Origin of the sequence: uncultured Marixanthomonas sp. (assembly GCF_963974425.1) — a bacterium.
Classification (GTDB): Bacteria; Bacteroidota; Bacteroidia; order Flavobacteriales; family Flavobacteriaceae; genus Marixanthomonas.
Genome location: NZ_CAXBCK010000034.1, coordinates 23047 through 40146, shown reverse-complemented (window position 1 = coordinate 40146; position 17100 = coordinate 23047). Strand labels below are relative to the sequence as shown.

Below are 17100 nucleotides of genomic sequence, written 5' to 3'. Positions count from 1 at the left end.
AATACAGCAAGAGGGAAAAGCGTCGTAACTGCCGATTTGGTTTCAGCCCTAGAAAACCGAACAATTTTAGGCGCAGGATTGGATGTTTTGGAATATGAAAAACTATCGTTCGAGTCACTTTTTTCTGAAAAAGAGATGCCCAAACCACTTCATCAATTGTTGCAAATGGAAAACGTATTGATAAGTCCGCACATAGCGGGTTGGACCGTGGAAAGTAGAATAAAATTGGCCGAAACGATTGTAGAAAAGATACTTGAAGAATTTAAAAGTTAAAGAACATGAAAAAAAGAGTTACAGGTCTTGGCGGGTTTTTCTTTAAAACCAAAGACCCAAAAGCCGTAAAAAATTGGTATAACGAACATTTAGGATTAAACACCGATGATTACGGTTGTACTTTCTGGTGGAAAGATGAAGAGGGTAATAAATGTTCCACCCAATGGAGTCCTTTTGATGAAAAAACAGAATACTTTAAACCCAGCGAAAAAGAGTTTATGATGAACTTTCGGGTTGAAAATTTAGTCGAATTACTAAAAGTGCTCAAAGAGGAAGGCGTTACTGTTGTGGGCGAAATGGAAGAATACGATTATGGCAAATTTGGATGGATTCTTGATCCTGAAGGAAATAAAATAGAACTTTGGGAACCTATTGATAGTGCTTTCTTATAGTAATTTTTCATACTTTTACTTAATAAACAAAATTTAACCAACTACAATCATGGAAGAAAATACAAACGAAGGCTACGACAGCACTAAAAAAAAAACAGATAGTACTGCTGAAAACTTTGAAAAAGAAGCCAAAAGTACAACTAACGAATTTAAAGAAGGCTGGAACCAAGCAACTAATAGCGGTGACAACAAAAAATTAATGGCAGGTATTTTAGCCATTGTTTTAGGGTCTTTGGGTATTCACAAATTTATTTTAGGCTATAATAAAGAAGGTATCATCCTTCTTGTTGCAACCTTAATTGGCTACGCCACCTCCTGCCTAGGCGTTGGTGTTTTTATTTTAATGGCTACAGGAATTGTAGGTCTTATTGAAGGTATTATCTACCTTACCAAAAGTGATGAGGAGTTTTACAACACTTACCAAGTTGGACAGAAACCTTGGTTTTAAAAAACCCTATAAAAAGCTTTCAATCTCTCAATTGAAAGCTTTTCTTTTTTCTTCAATTATAATGCAATCATTACTTTTCTCGATGGCATGTAAAAATCTATACATGTTAAAATTCTACACTTTAAGGTTACATTAGAACCATTTTAGTTCTTTAATCGTATATTTAATGTACTTTGCCGTTTTTAAGTAAATAAACACCAAGAACTTAAAAATTATAAGATTTACTTTTAACTCCCTATTTTATAATATAATGAGCGGTGATACCCACAACAATAAGCAACTAAATGATGACAACCCTATCTTTAATTTTATGCAGGAAGCTGCAAGAATTGGAAGTTGGGAAGTAGACCTTATAACTAACTCTATCCTTTGGAGTAACGTTACAAACGAAATTCACGAAGTTGGATCAGATTATTTACCAAATCTTGAAGAAGGCATCAACTTTTATAAAGAAGGAGAAAACAGAGAAAGAATAACGAAACTGTTTAATAACTGTATAGAAAGCGGCGAAAAATTTGATGGAGAATTCCAAATTATAACTGCTTCAGGTAAAGAAAAATGGGTTCGTTCTATAGGAGCACCTATCTACGATACTAATAAAAAATGTATAAAAGTACACGGAGTATTTCAAGACATTCATGAAAAAACAAAAGCGGCGAAAAAATTAGCGCTCAACGAAGAACGTTTTAGAAAAATATTTGAATATGCCGCTAACGGTATGGCATTGGTAGACTTAAACGGTAAGTGGTTAAAAGTTAACACCGCATTATGTGAGATGATTGGTTATACAAGTGAAGAGTTTTTACAATTGACCTTTCAAGATATAACTCACCCAGAGGATTTGTATTCAGATGTATCTTTATTGAAAGAAATGCTCATTAACGAAAGGGACAGCTATAAAATTGAAAAGAGATATTTTCATAAAAGCGGCTCTATTGTTTGGGCACTTTTATCGGTTTCACTGGTTAAAAATAGTAAAGGCAAACCACAATATTTTGTATCACAAATAAACAATATAACAGAAAGGAAAAAAGCTGAAGAAAAAAACAAAAGGTTACTGGAAGTTACAAAAGATCAAAACACGCGGCTTCTCAATTTTGCACACATTGTTTCTCATAACCTGCGCTCTCACTCTGGAAATTTAGAAATGTTGCTAAGTTTAATGAAGGTAGACGTACCTGAAGCTACTGAAAATGAATTCTTTCCTATGCTACAAAGTGCCGTAGATCATTTACAAGAAACAGTAGAAAATCTAAATGAAGTTGCCGTTGTAAACACGAAGACAATTGAAAGTTTAACCAGCGAAAGCTTATTCAAATACATTGAAAAATCGATTGACAGTATAAAACCTCAAATCTTGGAAAACGATGCAACGTTTAAGAATAATGTAAGCGAAGACATTCAAATAAAAGGAATTCCTGCTTATTTAGACAGTGTTTTTCTTAACTTCTTTACAAATGCATTAAAATATAAAAGCCCAGATCGCACTCCATTGATAACAATAGACACTGAAATAAAAGATGAATTTATAAAGCTAAAAATTGAAGATAATGGTCTAGGTATAGACTTAGAAACTTATGGTGAAAAGCTTTTTGGCATGTACAAAACCTTTCATAAACACAAAGACTCAAGAGGCTTAGGCCTTTTTATCACCAAAAACCAGATAGAGGCTATGGGTGGTAAAATTGAAGTTAGGAGCAAAGTAAATGAAGGAACAATTTTTATTATATATTTACACCATGAAAAAAGTTGATTTAACATGTATTATTGACGATGACCCAATTTTTGTTTTTGGGGCAAAAAGAGTGATGCAATTATCTAATTTTTGCAATGGCTTTCTAATATTTAATCACGGGAAAGATGCTCTTAATCATCTTAAGCCTATAATGGAGGAAGATTCAACAGAAGCATTTCCTGATGTAATTTTACTAGATTTGAATATGCCAGTTATGGACGGGTGGCAATTTTTAGATGAGTTTATTAAAATTAAAACAACAAAAAAGGTTACAATCTATATTGTGAGCTCTTCCATAAATCCTGTGGATTTTGAAAAATCACAAAAATATTCACAAGTTAAAAATTTTGTCATCAAGCCTATTTCTGAAGATAAAATTAAATTTATCATGAATGATTTGACTTCAGAATAGTTACTTTCTTAGTTCTTTTCAGTAGTTTTAATTTGTTATCTTGAAAGTCTTACACTACTCCTTCGACATATGTATAACAAAAAACTACTCCTATGGCTTCTAAAAAACCAGATTTCAGCAATCTTAATGTCCTTTATATTAACTGCACGTTAAAGCAGTCTCCAAGAATGAGCCACACTCGTGGGTTAATAGATGTCTCGGCAAACATTATGAAGGCTGAAGGAGTTTCGGTTGAGATTATTCGCTTTGTAGATTACGATGTAGCACCTGGTGTCTATTTTGATATGACAGAACACGGTGCTAAAAAAGATGTATGGCCCGAACTATGGGAAAAAGTTGATGCAGCCGATATTTTAATTATTGGCAGCCCTATTTGGTTAGGTGAAAAATCTTCGGAAGCAACCAAACTTATTGAACGTTTATATGCTATGAGCGGTAAGCAAAATAAAAAAGGTCAATATTATTTCTACGGAAAAGTAGGTGGATGTATTATTACCGGAAATGAAGATGGGATTAAGCACTGCTCGATGAATATTCTGTACTCCTTACAACACGTGGGGTATAGCATTCCTCCACAAGCAGATTGCGGTTGGATTGGTGAGGCCGGTCCAGGCCCCAGTTATATGGATGAAGAAAGTGATGCCAAAAACAATAGTTTTACCAACCGCAACACAACTTTTATGACTTATAATCTCCTGCATTTAGCAAAATTGCTTAAAGATCAAAGCGGATACCCTGCTTACGGAAACTCACGCGGCGATTGGGATGACGGCACTCGATGGAATTTTGAAAATCCGGAGTATCGTTAATTTTCTTACTCACCCTTCATATATCATTCTTTATTAGTACATTATTAATATAAAAACTAATAAATGGAAAATAAAAAACAAAACTTTGCTCGTTTCGGGGTTGCCACTAAAGGATTGGTCTATTTTTTAATTGGAGGCCTTACCGCTTTGGGAGCTTTTGGACTTGGTGGAGAAAAATCTGGCAGTAGCAATGCGTTGGATTTTATTTCGCAACAGGTGTTTGGAAAAATTTTACTCATTATTACCGCCATTGGCTTGATTGGTTATGTATTCTGGCGTTGGTATCAAGCATTTGCCGACCCAAAAGGTATAGGAACCGATTTCAAAGCAATAGTAAAGCGGGTAAGTTATTTTATAAGTGGTGCTTTTTATGGTCTTTTGGCTTTTTCAGCGGTTAAACAAATAATAGGTAACAGCTCTGGAGGAGGAAAAAGTAGCTTTCTAATTAAATTACTTGATTATAAAATAGTTGTAATTATAATTGGTTTAGCATTGTTGGGAAAATCAATATATGAGTTCTATCAAGCTTATTCGGGAAAATTTCGAGAAGAAGTAGACGAAGCTGGACTGGGTCATAAAGCAAAAAAAGGAATTATAAATGCTGGAAAAATTGGTTTTACCGCTCGGGGTATTGTTGTAGGGATTATGTCATTTTTAATGTTTAGGGCTGCTTTTTCGGCTTCTGGTGAAAAGGTCGATAAAACACAGGCTTTTGACTTTCTTCAAAATGAATTCGGATCCTTGGTTATGGGAATAATCGCCGTTGGTTTAATTGCGTATGGTGTGTTTATGTTTATAAAAGCTAAATACAGCAGTTTGAGTGTAGATTAATCTATTCTTCCTCTTTAGGTTTTCCGTTGGCATATTTTTTTTCCAATTCCTCTTGAAATTCTTCCATAACAGGTTTTACGGTACTTTCAGGCAAATCGGCAATTCGAATGTACATTAAACCATCTACCGCGTTGTTAAACAGCGGATCTACATTAAAAGCTACTACTTTTGCATTTTGTTTAATGTATTTTTTTATTAATACTGGAAGGCGTAAATCACCTGGTTCTACTTCATCAATTATTTTATCAAATTTGTTAAGATCTGCTTCACTTTCATCAAAAATAAAGTCTTTATCGGCATCTTTCAAAGTTACCTTATATTCCTTTTTAGGTTTAATATATTGTGCCACGTATGGATCGTAATAGTTTGATTTCATAAATTCAATCATCAAACTTTTACTGAAATCGGAAAATTTATTACTAATACTTACCCCACCAATTAAATAACGGTGATTTGGAAATCGAAGCGTGGTGTGTACAATCCCTTTCCATAATAAGAAAAGTGGCATTGGTCTTAACTGATACTCTTTAATGATAAAAGCGCGCCCCATTTCGATGCTTTTACTCATCATAGGGAATAATTCTGGATCGAACCTAAATAAATCCTGTAAATAGAAACCATCGATACCAAATTGCTTAAAAATTTGTTCGCCAAGCCCCATACGATAAGCTCCAGCTAACTTTTTGGCATCATTATCCCATAAAAACATATGGTGATAATAGGCATCAAATTTATCAAGATCGACAGCATTATTGGTTCCTTCTCCTACTTCCCTGAATGTAATTTCTCGTAAACGTCCTATTTCACGAAGTATATTGGGTATGGTTTCGGCTTGAGCCAAAAACACTTCATAGTTTTTACTAATAAGCAACCGTTTATCATTTTGGCGGAGCTTTTCAATTTCGGGCTCCAAGGCTTCTAAGGGAATGGGTCCTGCAATTTTTTTGGGCAACTTTGGTATTTTTAAAGATTTTGGAATGTTATCCAATAATTTTTTCTTCTGAAATGGATTAGCAAGAACATACGTTTTTCTTCTTAAAATATTAGTAAAATCCTCTAAAGATTCATGTTCTGCTTGATCTTTTACCGAAGTGGCATTCCCAATTCGCACTTTAATAACACGCTCCTTTTGGGTCAATAATTCCGAAGGTAATTTGGCCGTCCGTAAGGTATCGTTCAGTTTTGCCATTCTATAAAACAACTTGCTGTTTTTAGCATGAAAATAGATAGGTACAACTGGAACCTCAGCCCTCTTAATTAATTTCATAGCAGCTGGTTCCCACGGTTTATCGACTACCAACTTATCGTCTCTGTAAGTTGAAACTTCCCCAGCAGGGAAAATACCTAAAGGATGCCCTTCTTTAACATGGGCCAAAGCATGTTTAAACCCCATTAAGCTTGATTTTACATCCTTTCTGTCTTCAAAAGGGTTAACCGGCATAACATACGGTTTTAATGGCTCAATACGATGTAATAAAAAGTTTGCGATAATTTTAAAATCGGGACGATGCTCTAATAGCAATTTCAACAAAAGAATGCCGTCTATACCTCCTAAAGGATGATTAGATATCGTTATAAAAGGACCTGTTTTTGGAATTCTTTTTAAATCTTCTTCAGGAATCTCAAAATTAATTTCAAACTCTTCTAAAAGGGCATTTATAAATTCAAGATCGCTTAAATGTTTATTGCGGTCATAAATCTTGTTGAGGGTAGAAATATTAAGCACTTTCATTAAGGACCAGCCCATAAAAGTACCCAGAAAGCCGAGGTTATCGACATTAATGGCTTTGGCCACTTCTTTAGCATTCACTAATCCCATAGAATTTTTAATTTTGAACCTGTTTCAATTGGATCCCTAACACAAATATAGCGAAAGCAATTCAACTAATTTTCAACAATAATTTGAACGGTGTCCCTACTTTCCTGTTTTAATAACACGTTTCTGTTTTCGGTCAATGCTCTAATTTCTGAAGGAACAGAGTGCCTAATGGTGTATAATGTTACCCCTTCATTCCATTTAACTTTAAACTTTTCGCGAAGCTTTACTAATAATTCATCTAGCTTATCATACTTATTGTCAACGCAAACCGAAAAACTAATGGCCGAATTTTGAATTAATTCCACCTTCATTTTATACTTGTGCAACCACTTAAAAACATCGCCTATGTGGTCTTCCATCATAAAACTGAAATCCAAAGAGGAAAGTGAAATAAGCACTTGATTATTCTTTAAAATAAAACACGATGTCTTAGGGTCTAACGTAACGCCTTTACCTACGCAAGTCCCTTCATCTTCGGGATTGTAAAATGATTTTACATATAACGGAATCTCTTTTCGTTGTAACGGTTGCAAAGTTTTTGGGTGAATTACCGAAGCACCATAAAAAGCAAGTTCAATCGCTTCTCGATACGATATTTTATTCAATAGTTGAGTTTTACTGAAATACCTTGGATCTGCATTTAAAACCCCTGGAACATCTTTCCAGATAGTAACAGACTCTCCATTTAGGCAGTACGCAAAAATTGCTGCGGTATAATCACTCCCTTCACGCCCTAATGTGGTTGTGAAGTTATTTTCGTGTTCAGCTCCTAAAAAGCCTTGTGTTACTGTAATGCCGGCAGGAGATACATTATCGATAATTCGTTTTTGTGTCACTTCCCAATCCACTTTCGCATCACGGTAATTAGCGTCGGTTTTAATACAGCCGCGAACATCTAGCCAAGTGTTTTTAATATTCTCTTCAGAAAGGAATGTAGAAACAATTGTTGTAGAAATCAACTCACCGTAGCTTACTATTTGATCATAAACAAAGGCGTGATTTTTTGATTTTGAAGAAGCTAAGAACCCTTTTAATTGATCAAGAAGTCCTGAAACAGCCTTATAAATAGCATGTTCTTGATTAGGAAATAACTCTTTTAGAATATCGTAATGATAGGTTTCAATAGTTAATAGGTGGTCTTTTAATGTATCGCTTTTTGCTAAGTGAGCAGTAACTACTTCTTCCAGCGCATTGGTCATTTTACCCATCGCCGAAACGACAACTACTAGATCTTTTTCTCCGGTTTTTTTAAGTACGGTTGTTACATTTTTAACCCCCTGAGCATCTTTAACCGATGCCCCTCCAAACTTAAATACTTTCATCTATAAATTTTCAACAAAGTTTTTAATTCCTTCTTCGTCCATTTGTACGGTGTACCATTGTTTTTGGAGCGAAGCTCCAGTATCTTCATAAAACTTAATGGCATTTTTATTCCAATCGAGTACGATCCATTCTATTCGTTTCACGCCATGAGAAGCGCCAAATTTTATTACTTCGGAATAGATGGCAATTCCCAAACCTTCACCTCGGTACTCTTTTTTCACCATTAAATCTTCTAAATGCAAGGTTTTACCTTTCCACGTAGAAAACCGAAAATAAACCAATGCCATTCCCACTACTTCACCATCTTCTTTTTCAGCAATAAAACAATCGAACAAGGGATCATCCCCAAAACCTTCTTTCACTAAGTCTTTTGAAGTTATTTCGACTTCGTGTTCCATTTTCTCGTAATCTGCCAACTCCTTTATCAAGTGTAATACGGCAGGCATATCTTCTTTAGTACTTTTGCGAATGTTGAAATCCATCTTATTTTTGGTTTAATTAAAATACGCTTTGGACAAAAATATCGATATTTGCGACTAAAATCCATCTATTAAGATAAAAATGGCAAACAAAAACAAAACGTTAGGCGAATTTATTATTGAAAATCAAGAGGAGTTTAAGTACTCTTCGGGCGAATTATCCCGCTTAATTAACTCCATTCGCTTAGCGGCTAAAGTGGTTAACCACGAAGTTAATAAGGCAGGCTTAGTAGATATTTTAGGGACAGCAGGCGATCAAAACATACAAGGTGAAGATCAGCAAAAATTGGATGTCTATGCCAATGAAGCTTTTATAAATACGCTAACCAATAGAGAAATTGTTTGTGGGATTGCAAGTGAAGAAGAAGACGATTTCATCAACATTCAAGGCCGGAACGAAAAAAACGACAATAAATATGTGGTTTTAATCGATCCGTTGGATGGCTCCTCAAACATCGATGTAAATGTTTCGGTTGGGACTATCTTTTCTATTTATAGACGCGTAACCCCTTCCGGCTCCCCTGTTACGATTGACGACTTTTTACAACCTGGAAACCGCCAAGTTGCAGCTGGTTACATTGTCTACGGAACCTCAACCATGATTGTTTATACAACTGGTCACGGTGTAAACGGTTTTACATTAAACCCAGCCATTGGAACGTATTATTTGTCACATCCAAATATGAAGTTCCCTAAAGATGGCAACATCTATTCCGTAAACGAAGGAAATTATATCCATTTTCCACAAGGCGTAAAAGATTATATTAAATACTGCCAAAAAGAAGAAGGAGACCGCCCTTACACAGCTAGATATATAGGTTCTATGGTTTCAGACTTCCATAGAAACTTAATTAAAGGCGGGATTTACATTTACCCAAGCACCTCTAAAAATCCAGATGGAAAGCTTCGGTTATTATACGAATGCAATCCTATGGCCTATTTAACCGAACAAGCTGGCGGAAAAGCCAGTGATGGCTATACGCGTATTTTAGATATTCAACCTACCGAATTACATCAACGGGTTCCTTTTTTCTGCGGAAGTGTAAATATGATGGGAAAGGCAGAGGAGTTTATGAGGGATGCGCAATAAAAAAACACCCAAAGCCATTTTATAAACTTTGGGTGTTCCCATTATATTTCTGTAACTCTTAGCTACTTATCTCTGTTCAGTAAATACCGATAATCTTCAAGGTTTAATCCGCCGTCGTAGATTTCGATAGAGCGTTTAATTAGTTTTTGGGCCAATTCTGCCGTGTATCCTAATCCAATTGCATAACGTTCAATCAAAAAACGTTCGTGATCGTCTATTTCGTGATCGGCAAAGATCATTTCAAAAAGATCGTGCATACGCTCTAAACGTCTATCAGAGCTGTTTGGTGGGTTTATTGGATACTTTGTAGGATTTTTAATCACTTCTTGATATTCATCTTCTTCAATATTCAATTTTCGCGCAAAACGCTTCAATAGTTTTTCTTCTTCTTCGTTCAATTCACCATCGATGGCTGCAATGTTTGCAATAGAAGCAAAATGGCTCAAATTTCTGGAGTGTTCTCCTCTTTCAAAAAGGTCTGTAAATGACATAGTATCGTATTAAGCTACAAATATAAAATATTTACAAATCAAGTTTAGCAAACTAGACTTTTTTATTTTTTCAGAAAATACCGTTCGCTAAATTTTTCTTAATTCAAAAAGAATTCACCTTTTAAACTTTTAACTTTAAAAGTCTATGAAAAAAACACTACAAATTGCCAATATTCTTGCCTTTTTGGCTACCGTTTTTGTGAACTACCTCTCAAACACCGGTGCGATGAACGACACCACAATCGGTGAAGTTTCTGCTTCCAAGCCCAATTTATTTACTCCAGCAGGTTATGCATTCTCGATTTGGGGATTTATTTATTTGTTATTGTTAGGGTTTGTAATCTATCAAAGTCGAAGTCTTTTCAGAAAAGTAAGAGACGATGCTTTTGTGCTGAAAACTGGCTGGTGGTTCGTCCTCTCTTGTGTAGCCAATATTATGTGGGTTACCTTTTGGCTCTACGGATATATTAGTTTTTCTATACTAGCAATGTTCGTTTTACTGTTTTCACTTTTAAAAATTGTGATGAACAACCGTATGGAATTGTGGGACGCACCTATTTCAGTCATAACATTTTTATGGTGGCCTTTTGTTTTTTACAGCGGATGGATTACTGTAGCAAGTATTGCTAACATTGCTGCATACTTAAGTAGTATCGGCTGGGACGGTTGGGGAATTTCTGAAACTTCTTGGACTGTAATAATGGTCATAATAGCTGGAATCATCAACTTAATCGTAACTTGGAAACGCAATATGCGCGAATTTGCGTTAGTAGGTGTCTGGGCTTTAATCGCCATTGCAGTCGCGAATTGGGACAGCAACCAAGCAGTCGTTTACGCAACCTTGATAACAGCTGCTGTGTTATTTATAAGCAGCGCCGTTCATTCTTTTCAAAACAGAGATACTAGTCCAGTACAGAAATGCAAAGAGCATTTTGGAAAAGATTAGGACTTTTTCAGCTTAATCGGTCTGTTTTTTTCGATTTTCGATTTCAGTTTCAATTTCTTTACACCATTCCCTTAATATCGTTACCCCACGTTGGGTAGGCAAAAATCATGGCCTTTAAATCTTCGCATTTTAATTTCCCACACATCGCGAGGACAAAAAGATTAATCATTTCACTAGCGTGTGGTGCTATAATGTGTGCTCCTAAAATTAAGTTTCGGTCCTTATCGACTATGGTCTTATAAGCATAGGTTTCTTCATTAATTCGTTTTGCATTAAACCACGAAGGCACGCTTTTAGACTCCACTACAATATCGTAGCCTTGTTTTTTAGCTTCTTCTTCGGTCAAACCAATAGCAGCGACTTGCGGCAAGGTAAATACTACGGAAGGAACCGGTGGGAAATCCATTTTCAATACGTTATTTTTCCGAATGTTTTTTGAAACCACTCGCGCTTCTTGAGAGGAAGTAGGCGTTAACGGTAGCGAACCACTTGCCGAAACATCGCCACAGGCATACACCGACGGATTGGTGGTATTTTGAAGAAACTCATTAACTGAAACGCCTCCTTTTTCAGAAGCAACATTTCCTTTATCTAAATCCAATTCGTCTATCGAAGGTACGCGTCCTGCTGTATTAAAAACGGCTCTAGCTTTAACGGAACCCTCTTTTCCGTCTTTCTGAAAAATGACACGATGATTTTTTTGTAATTCCTCCACCTCTGTTACTTGAGCGTTGAAAATAAAATCAATTCCTATTTTTTCTGAAGCTTCTACAAGATGATTGACAATATCTTCATCAAAAGGCATCAAAGGCCTTGGGGCAAACTCGACCACGGTAACTTTTGCACCACAGCGCGCAGCAATATGAGCAAACTCCATCCCAATATAACCAGCGCCTACAAAAACAATACTTTCTGGTAGCTCTGATAACTCTAAAAAGTCGTCACTCGTTTTTAAATGTTCTCTTCCGGGTATTTTTAACTCTAAAGGTTTTTGTCCTGTTGCAATGACTATCTTTTTAGCTTTCACCGTTTTTCCTTCTACAGAGAGCGTATTTTCCTCTAAAAACTGGGGTGATTGGTGGTACATAGCAATTCCAGCTTCTTCTAAATCGCGTTCAGTAGCTGCGGGAACAGCTTCAGTAAAATTTGATTTAAATTTTTGTACGTCTTTCCAGCTTACTTCAGGAACAGATGTAATTCCCTTTCCTTTTAAATTTTCAGTCAATTGTATGGCCTCAGTAACGCCTACCAACACTTTTTTAGGATCACACCCCCGATTAGCACACGTGCCACCAAATTCTCTATTATCAGCAATAGCGACACTCATTCCAGCTTCAACACAATCGTACGCCACGCTTTTACCAGCGGTTCCTGTTCCTATTACAAATACGTCAAATTCTTCTATAGCCATCTTAATATATTGTTTTAATTACACCACCATCTACTCGCAAAGCTGCACCATTTGTCGCAGATGCTAACGGACTCGCCACGTACGCAATCATTGAAGCTACTTCTTCAGGATATGCGAATCGTTGGATTAGAGAAGTGGGACGTTCGGTCTTAAAAAAACCGTTTTCTACTTCCTTTTTAGATTTTCCATCGTTTACCCCTGTCATATCTTTTACGCCGCTTGAAAATGTAGGTCCGGGTAACACACTGTTTACAGTTACATTAGTCCCCTTAGTGGTTTCTGCAAGACCACGAGAAACAGCTAATTGTGCTGTTTTCGTCATTCCGTAGTGAATCATTTCTACTGGAATATTTATCGCACTTTCACTTGAAATAAATATAATGCGACCCCAATTATTTTTCATCATTTTCGGTAAAAACGCACGTGATAAGCGTATGCCACTCATGACATTTACATCGTAAAAACGCTGCCAATCTTCATCTGGAATATCTAAGAATTCTTTTGGATCAAATATTCCCACGTTATTCACTAAAATATCTACTTCTTGTACTTCTTCAATAAGTTTTCCTACTTCAACAGCATTTGAAAAATCACACGAAATTCCTGTAACCCTAGCACTTTTTACACTTTTTTTCAAAGTACTTTCTGCACTTTTCACAGATTGCTCACTGCGTCCATTTAGAATTACATGAGCTCTTTCTTCAGCAAATAGTTTTGCGGTTGCATAGCCAATTCCTTTTGTTGATCCTGTGATGAGGACTCGTTTATCTTTCAGTTTTAAATCCATCAATTTTTTTTCTTGCGTTTGTATCGATAGACCAATAATTATGGTCTAAATTTTTAATTAATAAAAAGAAAAAGATTGCATACACCATTTGGGTTCCTACGGCCCCCCAATCTTCTTTGAAAGCAGAACCTAAGATTAATAATGCAATTAGAAATCCTCCGGCAGCGGCTGCATATTTAGTCTTCCAGCCTATTAATAGTAGACTTCCTATTATAAATTCAATAAAAGGTATACCAAAGGCAAATGAGGTTACTAAAATTTCAGGTAAGTAGGTTTCAGAAAAACCTTTTACTATTCCGTTTGCAAAAGCTTCCAGTTTAGGTATCCTAACCAATCCGTGGACCAATAGATTAATCCCGATGGTTATTCGGGCAATAAAAAATGCTAACTGATTATTACTAATCTTTTTCATAGCAACTAAAATTACTCAATGCAACACCCTAATTGTGTTATGAAAATGATAAAACTCTATGTGGCAGCTTAGAATAAGAAGATAAGATACTATCTTTGCGCCTTTATGAGCAAAACTCTCGTTAATACGCTTTTTTCAAAGGCTGATGAAACCCTAAAGCTAGGGGAAGCTATATCTGGTTCGCAACAACAAATTTCGGTTTCAGGCTTAGTTGGCTCTGCAACTTCAATCGTTATTTCTGAAGCTTTTAAAGTTTCAGAAAAACCATTCCTTCTTATTTTAAATGATAAAGAAGAAGCAGCTTACCATTTGAATGATTTAGAACAATTACACGGTGACGAAAACGTGTTATTTTATCCTGGAAGTTATCGCCGGCCGTATCAAATTGAAGAAACCGACAATGCCAATGTATTGTTGAGAAGCGAAGTGCTGAACCGGATAAATTCTCGACGGAAACCAGCTATTATTGTTACCTATCCGGAAGCCCTATTTGAAAAAGTAGTAACCCGAAAAGAGCTTGAAAAAAACACTTTAAAGTTAAAAGTAGGCGAAGAAGTATCCATCGATTTTGTAAATGAAGTGTTGTTTGAATATAAATTTAAACGCACCGATTTTGTTACCGAACCTGGTGAATTTTCGGTTCGTGGGGGAATTTTAGATGTGTTTAGTTTTAGTAATGACGAGCCGTATCGTATTGAGTTTTTTGGCGATGAAGTAGATAGCATCCGTACGTTTGATGTAGAAACACAACTTTCTGATGTACAATTAAAGAAAATATCCATCATCCCGAATGTGGAAAATAAGATGATGGAAGAAACGCGTGAAAGTTTCTTAAAATACATCGCTTCAAAAACCGTGGTTTTTCTGAAAAATGAAGAGCTATTAAGCAGCAGCATTACAAAATTATTTGAAAAAGCAACCCATGCTTTCAACGAAGCTTCTGGCGAAATAAAGCAAAGCGAACCGCAAGAATTGTTTTGCACTTCTGAATTATTAAAAAGCCAACTCTCTGAATTTACAACCGTAACATTAGATAGTAAAAACAGTAACGAGGCGATTCATTTCAACACAAAACCGCAACCATCGTTCAACAAACAATTTAATTTGTTGATTGATAACTTAAACGAAAACGTTGAAAAAGGTTATAAAAACTACATTTTTTGTAGTAGTGAACAACAAGCAAAGCGTTTTCACGACATTTTTGAAGATGCCGAGCAACACGTAAAGGAATACCAAACGATTGTATTTCCTTTGTTTCAAGGGTTTATCGATGACAATCAAAAAAATGTGTGTTATACCGACCATCAAATTTTTGAACGGTATCATAAATTTCAGCTTAAGAACGGGTATGCCAAAAAACAGGCAATTACCTTAAAAGAGTTGACCAACCTTGAAGTAGGCGATTACGTGACCCATATTGATCACGGTATTGGAAAATTTGGCGGACTTCAGAAAATTGATGTAGAAGGGAAGCAGCAAGAAGCCATCAAACTCATTTATGGCGAACGCGATATTCTGTACCTTAGCATCCATTCACTTCATAAAATCACCAAATATAATGGCAAGGACGGAAAAGAGCCCAAAATATATAAATTGGGAAGTGCCGCTTGGAAAAAATTAAAGCAAAAGACCAAAAAACGGGTTAAACAAATTGCTTTTAACTTGATTGAGCTATACGCTAAACGTCGTTTGCAAAAAGGGTTTGCATATGACCCCGATTCGTATTTACAAGCTGAATTGGAATCGTCTTTTATGTATGAAGACACACCCGATCAATCTACCGCGACTGAAGATGTTAAGCGCGACATGGAAAATGAGCGCCCAATGGACCGGTTAATCTGTGGCGATGTAGGTTTCGGAAAAACGGAAGTTGCCGTTCGCGCTGCTTTTAAAGCTGTGGATAATAACAAACAGGTTGCTATATTGGTGCCGACCACCATTTTGGCGTTTCAACATTTTAAAACGTTCACGGAGCGATTGGCTGATATGCCTGTAAACGTTGATTACCTTAACCGTTTCCGCACCACAAAAGAACGTCGGACTGTTATAGAAGGATTAAAAGACGGAAAACTTGACATTGTGATTGGCACGCATCAATTGGTCAACAAATCGGTTGAATTTAAAGACCTTGGGTTATTGATTATTGATGAAGAACAGAAATTTGGCGTCGCTGTAAAAGACAAACTGAAAACCATAAAGGAAAATGTAGACACGCTTACTTTAACCGCTACGCCCATCCCGAGAACGTTGCAGTTTAGCTTAATGGCCGCACGGGATTTGTCGGTTATTACCACGCCGCCACCCAACCGCTATCCAGTGGAAACACACGTAATCCGTTTTGGCGAAGAGAGTATTCGTGATGCAGTTCGATATGAAATATCACGTGGCGGACAAGTCTTTTTTGTTCACAACCGCATTGAAAATATTAAAGAAGTTGCCGGAATGATTCAGCGCTTGGTTCCAGATGCTAAAATAGGGATTGGTCACGGGCAAATGGATGGTAAAAAACTAGAAAAACTCATGCTCGGTTTTATGAACAATGAGTTTGATGTTTTGGTTTCAACCACCATTATTGAAAGCGGATTGGACGTACCAAATGCCAACACGATTTTCATCAATAATGCGAATAATTTTGGTCTTTCTGACTTACACCAAATGCGTGGACGAGTAGGTAGAAGTAATAAAAAAGCGTTCTGTTATTTTATTACACCACCTTATTCGGCTATGACTGAAGAAGCCCGAAAACGAATTACGGCTTTAGAGCAATTTTCAGAATTAGGTAGCGGATTAAACATCGCTATGAAAGATTTAGAAATCCGTGGCGCAGGAGATTTATTAGGCGGAGAACAAAGCGGATTTATTAACGAAATTGGGTTTGAAACCTATCAAAAAATTCTTTCCGAAGCGATTGATGAACTCAAAGAGAAAGAATTTAAAGATCTGTATGAAGGCACCGAACACGAAAAGAAGGATTTCGTAAAAGAAACCGTGCTCGACACCGATTTTGAATTGCTTTTCCCTGATGATTACATCAATAACATTACGGAACGGCTTAATCTGTACACCAAATTAAACCAACTAAATACCGAGGAAGAGCTTCAGCAATTTGAAAAAGAATTAATTGACCGTTTTGGCGAACTTCCTGAACAAGTTGTAGACCTATTAAACAGCGTTCGTATTAAATGGATTGCTATTAAAATGGGACTGGAACGCGTTATTATGAAGAAAAACAAGTTGGTCGGTTATTTTGTGAGCGATCAACAAAGTGCGTATTATCAGAGTCCGGCATTTACAAAGGTCCTGCAATACGTCCAAAATCATCCTCAGCGAGTAACGATGAAGGAGAAGAAAACCCGTAACGGTTTGCGGTTGTTGTTAACGTTTGATAGGATTACTTCAGTAAATAGAGCATTGGACGCGTTAGCGCCTTTTAGAGAATAAT

17 protein-coding genes are annotated in these 17100 nt (G+C 36.3%); 10 read left to right on the top strand and 7 right to left on the bottom strand.

The annotated features are described in order from the left end of the window. From AACZ92_RS10990 to AACZ92_RS10960, 7 genes are all read left to right on the top strand, one after another. A partial coding sequence (locus tag AACZ92_RS10990) for an NAD(P)-dependent oxidoreductase (RefSeq protein WP_339701105.1) occupies positions 1 to 273 on the top strand: 273 nt, incomplete at its 5' end. A 5-nt stretch (positions 274 to 278) separates the two neighbouring features. Then, positions 279 to 665 carry a VOC family protein gene (locus AACZ92_RS10985; RefSeq protein WP_339701102.1) on the top strand — a complete coding sequence of 129 codons (387 nt, stop codon included), beginning with the start codon at positions 279 to 281 and terminating at the stop codon, positions 663 to 665. 49 nt (positions 666 to 714) lie between these two features. Beyond that, positions 715 to 1113, top strand: coding sequence for a TM2 domain-containing protein (locus AACZ92_RS10980; RefSeq protein WP_339701099.1), 399 nt, complete (start codon positions 715 to 717; stop codon positions 1111 to 1113). 250 nt (positions 1114 to 1363) lie between these two features. Further along, positions 1364 to 2866 (top strand): PAS domain S-box protein, encoded by a 1503-nt coding sequence (locus AACZ92_RS10975; protein ID WP_339701096.1) that lies wholly within the window; start codon positions 1364 to 1366, stop codon positions 2864 to 2866. Further along, positions 2853 to 3260 (top strand): response regulator, encoded by a 408-nt coding sequence (locus AACZ92_RS10970; protein ID WP_339701093.1) that lies wholly within the window; start codon positions 2853 to 2855, stop codon positions 3258 to 3260. Before AACZ92_RS10975 ends, AACZ92_RS10970 begins: the two co-directional genes overlap by 14 nt. A gap of 92 nt (positions 3261 to 3352) precedes the next feature. Continuing rightward, positions 3353 to 4069, top strand: a complete 717-nt coding sequence (locus tag AACZ92_RS10965; RefSeq protein ID WP_339701090.1) for a flavodoxin family protein — start codon at positions 3353 to 3355, stop codon at positions 4067 to 4069. A 63-nt stretch (positions 4070 to 4132) separates the two neighbouring features. Next, a complete protein-coding gene (locus tag AACZ92_RS10960) occupies positions 4133 to 4900 on the top strand; it encodes a DUF1206 domain-containing protein (RefSeq protein ID WP_339701086.1) in 768 nt (255 codons plus the stop codon). 1 nt (position 4901) lies between these two features. On the opposite strand, the gene AACZ92_RS10955 is transcribed toward AACZ92_RS10960, so the two are convergent. The 3 genes from AACZ92_RS10955 to AACZ92_RS10945 all read right to left on the bottom strand — a co-directional run bounded on the left by AACZ92_RS10955 (position 4902) and on the right by AACZ92_RS10945 (position 8524). Beyond that, a complete protein-coding gene (locus AACZ92_RS10955) occupies positions 4902 to 6719 on the bottom strand; it encodes a lysophospholipid acyltransferase family protein (RefSeq protein WP_339701083.1) in 1818 nt (605 codons plus the stop codon). Between the two features lie 65 nt (positions 6720 to 6784). Beyond that, complete coding sequence (locus AACZ92_RS10950; protein WP_339701080.1) at positions 6785 to 8041, bottom strand: aspartate kinase; 1257 nt, start codon at positions 8039 to 8041, stop codon at positions 6785 to 6787. Beyond that, positions 8042 to 8524: a GNAT family N-acetyltransferase gene (locus AACZ92_RS10945; RefSeq protein WP_339701077.1), complete on the bottom strand. Its 483-nt coding sequence runs from the start codon at positions 8522 to 8524 to the stop codon at positions 8042 to 8044. A 79-nt stretch (positions 8525 to 8603) separates the two neighbouring features. Between AACZ92_RS10945 and fbp the strand changes: the two genes are divergently transcribed. Then, positions 8604 to 9611 (top strand): class 1 fructose-bisphosphatase, encoded by a 1008-nt coding sequence (gene fbp, locus AACZ92_RS10940; protein WP_339701074.1) that lies wholly within the window; start codon positions 8604 to 8606, stop codon positions 9609 to 9611. A gap of 62 nt (positions 9612 to 9673) precedes the next feature. Here fbp and AACZ92_RS10935 read toward each other — a convergent pair whose 3' ends face one another. After that, on the bottom strand, positions 9674 to 10102 hold the full coding sequence (locus AACZ92_RS10935; protein WP_339701071.1) for a TerB family tellurite resistance protein: 429 nt from the start codon (positions 10100 to 10102) through the stop codon (positions 9674 to 9676). Between the two features lie 145 nt (positions 10103 to 10247). Here AACZ92_RS10935 and AACZ92_RS10930 point away from each other — a divergent pair, with 145 nt between their 5' ends. Next, the gene (locus tag AACZ92_RS10930; protein WP_339701068.1) at positions 10248 to 11048 is read left to right on the top strand and encodes a tryptophan-rich sensory protein; all 801 of its coding nucleotides are present in this window, start codon (positions 10248 to 10250) and stop codon (positions 11046 to 11048) included. Positions 11049 to 11106: 58 nt separating this feature from the next. Here the strand turns inward: AACZ92_RS10930 and AACZ92_RS10925 are convergent, their stop codons facing one another. The 3 genes from AACZ92_RS10925 to AACZ92_RS10915 are packed head-to-tail and all read right to left on the bottom strand — an operon-like array spanning position 11107 to position 13658. Next, positions 11107 to 12459: an NAD(P)/FAD-dependent oxidoreductase gene (locus AACZ92_RS10925; RefSeq protein WP_339701064.1), complete on the bottom strand. Its 1353-nt coding sequence runs from the start codon at positions 12457 to 12459 to the stop codon at positions 11107 to 11109. A gap of 1 nt (position 12460) precedes the next feature. Then, entirely contained in the window at positions 12461 to 13246 is a 786-nt protein-coding gene (locus AACZ92_RS10920; RefSeq protein ID WP_339701062.1) for an SDR family oxidoreductase, read from the bottom strand. After that, positions 13224 to 13658, bottom strand: a complete 435-nt coding sequence (locus AACZ92_RS10915; RefSeq protein WP_339701060.1) for a DoxX family protein — start codon at positions 13656 to 13658, stop codon at positions 13224 to 13226. Before AACZ92_RS10915 ends, AACZ92_RS10920 begins: the two co-directional genes overlap by 23 nt. 105 nt (positions 13659 to 13763) lie before the next feature. Here AACZ92_RS10915 and mfd point away from each other — a divergent pair, with 105 nt between their 5' ends. Then, positions 13764 to 17099: a transcription-repair coupling factor gene (gene mfd, locus AACZ92_RS10910; protein ID WP_339701058.1), complete on the top strand. Its 3336-nt coding sequence runs from the start codon at positions 13764 to 13766 to the stop codon at positions 17097 to 17099. The last annotated feature ends 1 nt before the right edge of the window (position 17100 follow it).

Excerpts from the sequence above, each read along its gene's own strand:
- AACZ92_RS10915 (WP_339701060.1), bottom strand. The coding sequence starts at position 13,658 with ATGAAAAAGATTAGTAATAATCAGTTAGCATTTTTTATTGCCCGAATA.
- fbp (WP_339701074.1), top strand. The coding sequence starts at position 8,604 with ATGGCAAACAAAAACAAAACGTTAGGCGAATTTATTATTGAAAATCAA.
- AACZ92_RS10935 (WP_339701071.1), bottom strand. The coding sequence starts at position 10,102 with ATGTCATTTACAGACCTTTTTGAAAGAGGAGAACACTCCAGAAATTTG.
- AACZ92_RS10955 (WP_339701083.1), bottom strand. The coding sequence starts at position 6,719 with ATGGGATTAGTGAATGCTAAAGAAGTGGCCAAAGCCATTAATGTCGAT.
- AACZ92_RS10985 (WP_339701102.1), top strand. The coding sequence starts at position 279 with ATGAAAAAAAGAGTTACAGGTCTTGGCGGGTTTTTCTTTAAAACCAAA.
- AACZ92_RS10945 (WP_339701077.1), bottom strand. The coding sequence starts at position 8,524 with ATGGATTTCAACATTCGCAAAAGTACTAAAGAAGATATGCCTGCCGTA.
- AACZ92_RS10925 (WP_339701064.1), bottom strand. The coding sequence starts at position 12,459 with ATGGCTATAGAAGAATTTGACGTATTTGTAATAGGAACAGGAACCGCT.
- AACZ92_RS10965 (WP_339701090.1), top strand. The coding sequence starts at position 3,353 with ATGGCTTCTAAAAAACCAGATTTCAGCAATCTTAATGTCCTTTATATT.
- AACZ92_RS10960 (WP_339701086.1), top strand. The coding sequence starts at position 4,133 with ATGGAAAATAAAAAACAAAACTTTGCTCGTTTCGGGGTTGCCACTAAA.
- mfd (WP_339701058.1), top strand. The coding sequence starts at position 13,764 with ATGAGCAAAACTCTCGTTAATACGCTTTTTTCAAAGGCTGATGAAACC.
- AACZ92_RS10930 (WP_339701068.1), top strand. The coding sequence starts at position 10,248 with ATGAAAAAAACACTACAAATTGCCAATATTCTTGCCTTTTTGGCTACC.
- AACZ92_RS10980 (WP_339701099.1), top strand. The coding sequence starts at position 715 with ATGGAAGAAAATACAAACGAAGGCTACGACAGCACTAAAAAAAAAACA.
- AACZ92_RS10975 (WP_339701096.1), top strand. The coding sequence starts at position 1,364 with ATGAGCGGTGATACCCACAACAATAAGCAACTAAATGATGACAACCCT.
- AACZ92_RS10950 (WP_339701080.1), bottom strand. The coding sequence starts at position 8,041 with ATGAAAGTATTTAAGTTTGGAGGGGCATCGGTTAAAGATGCTCAGGGG.
- AACZ92_RS10970 (WP_339701093.1), top strand. The coding sequence starts at position 2,853 with ATGAAAAAAGTTGATTTAACATGTATTATTGACGATGACCCAATTTTT.
- AACZ92_RS10920 (WP_339701062.1), bottom strand. The coding sequence starts at position 13,246 with ATGGATTTAAAACTGAAAGATAAACGAGTCCTCATCACAGGATCAACA.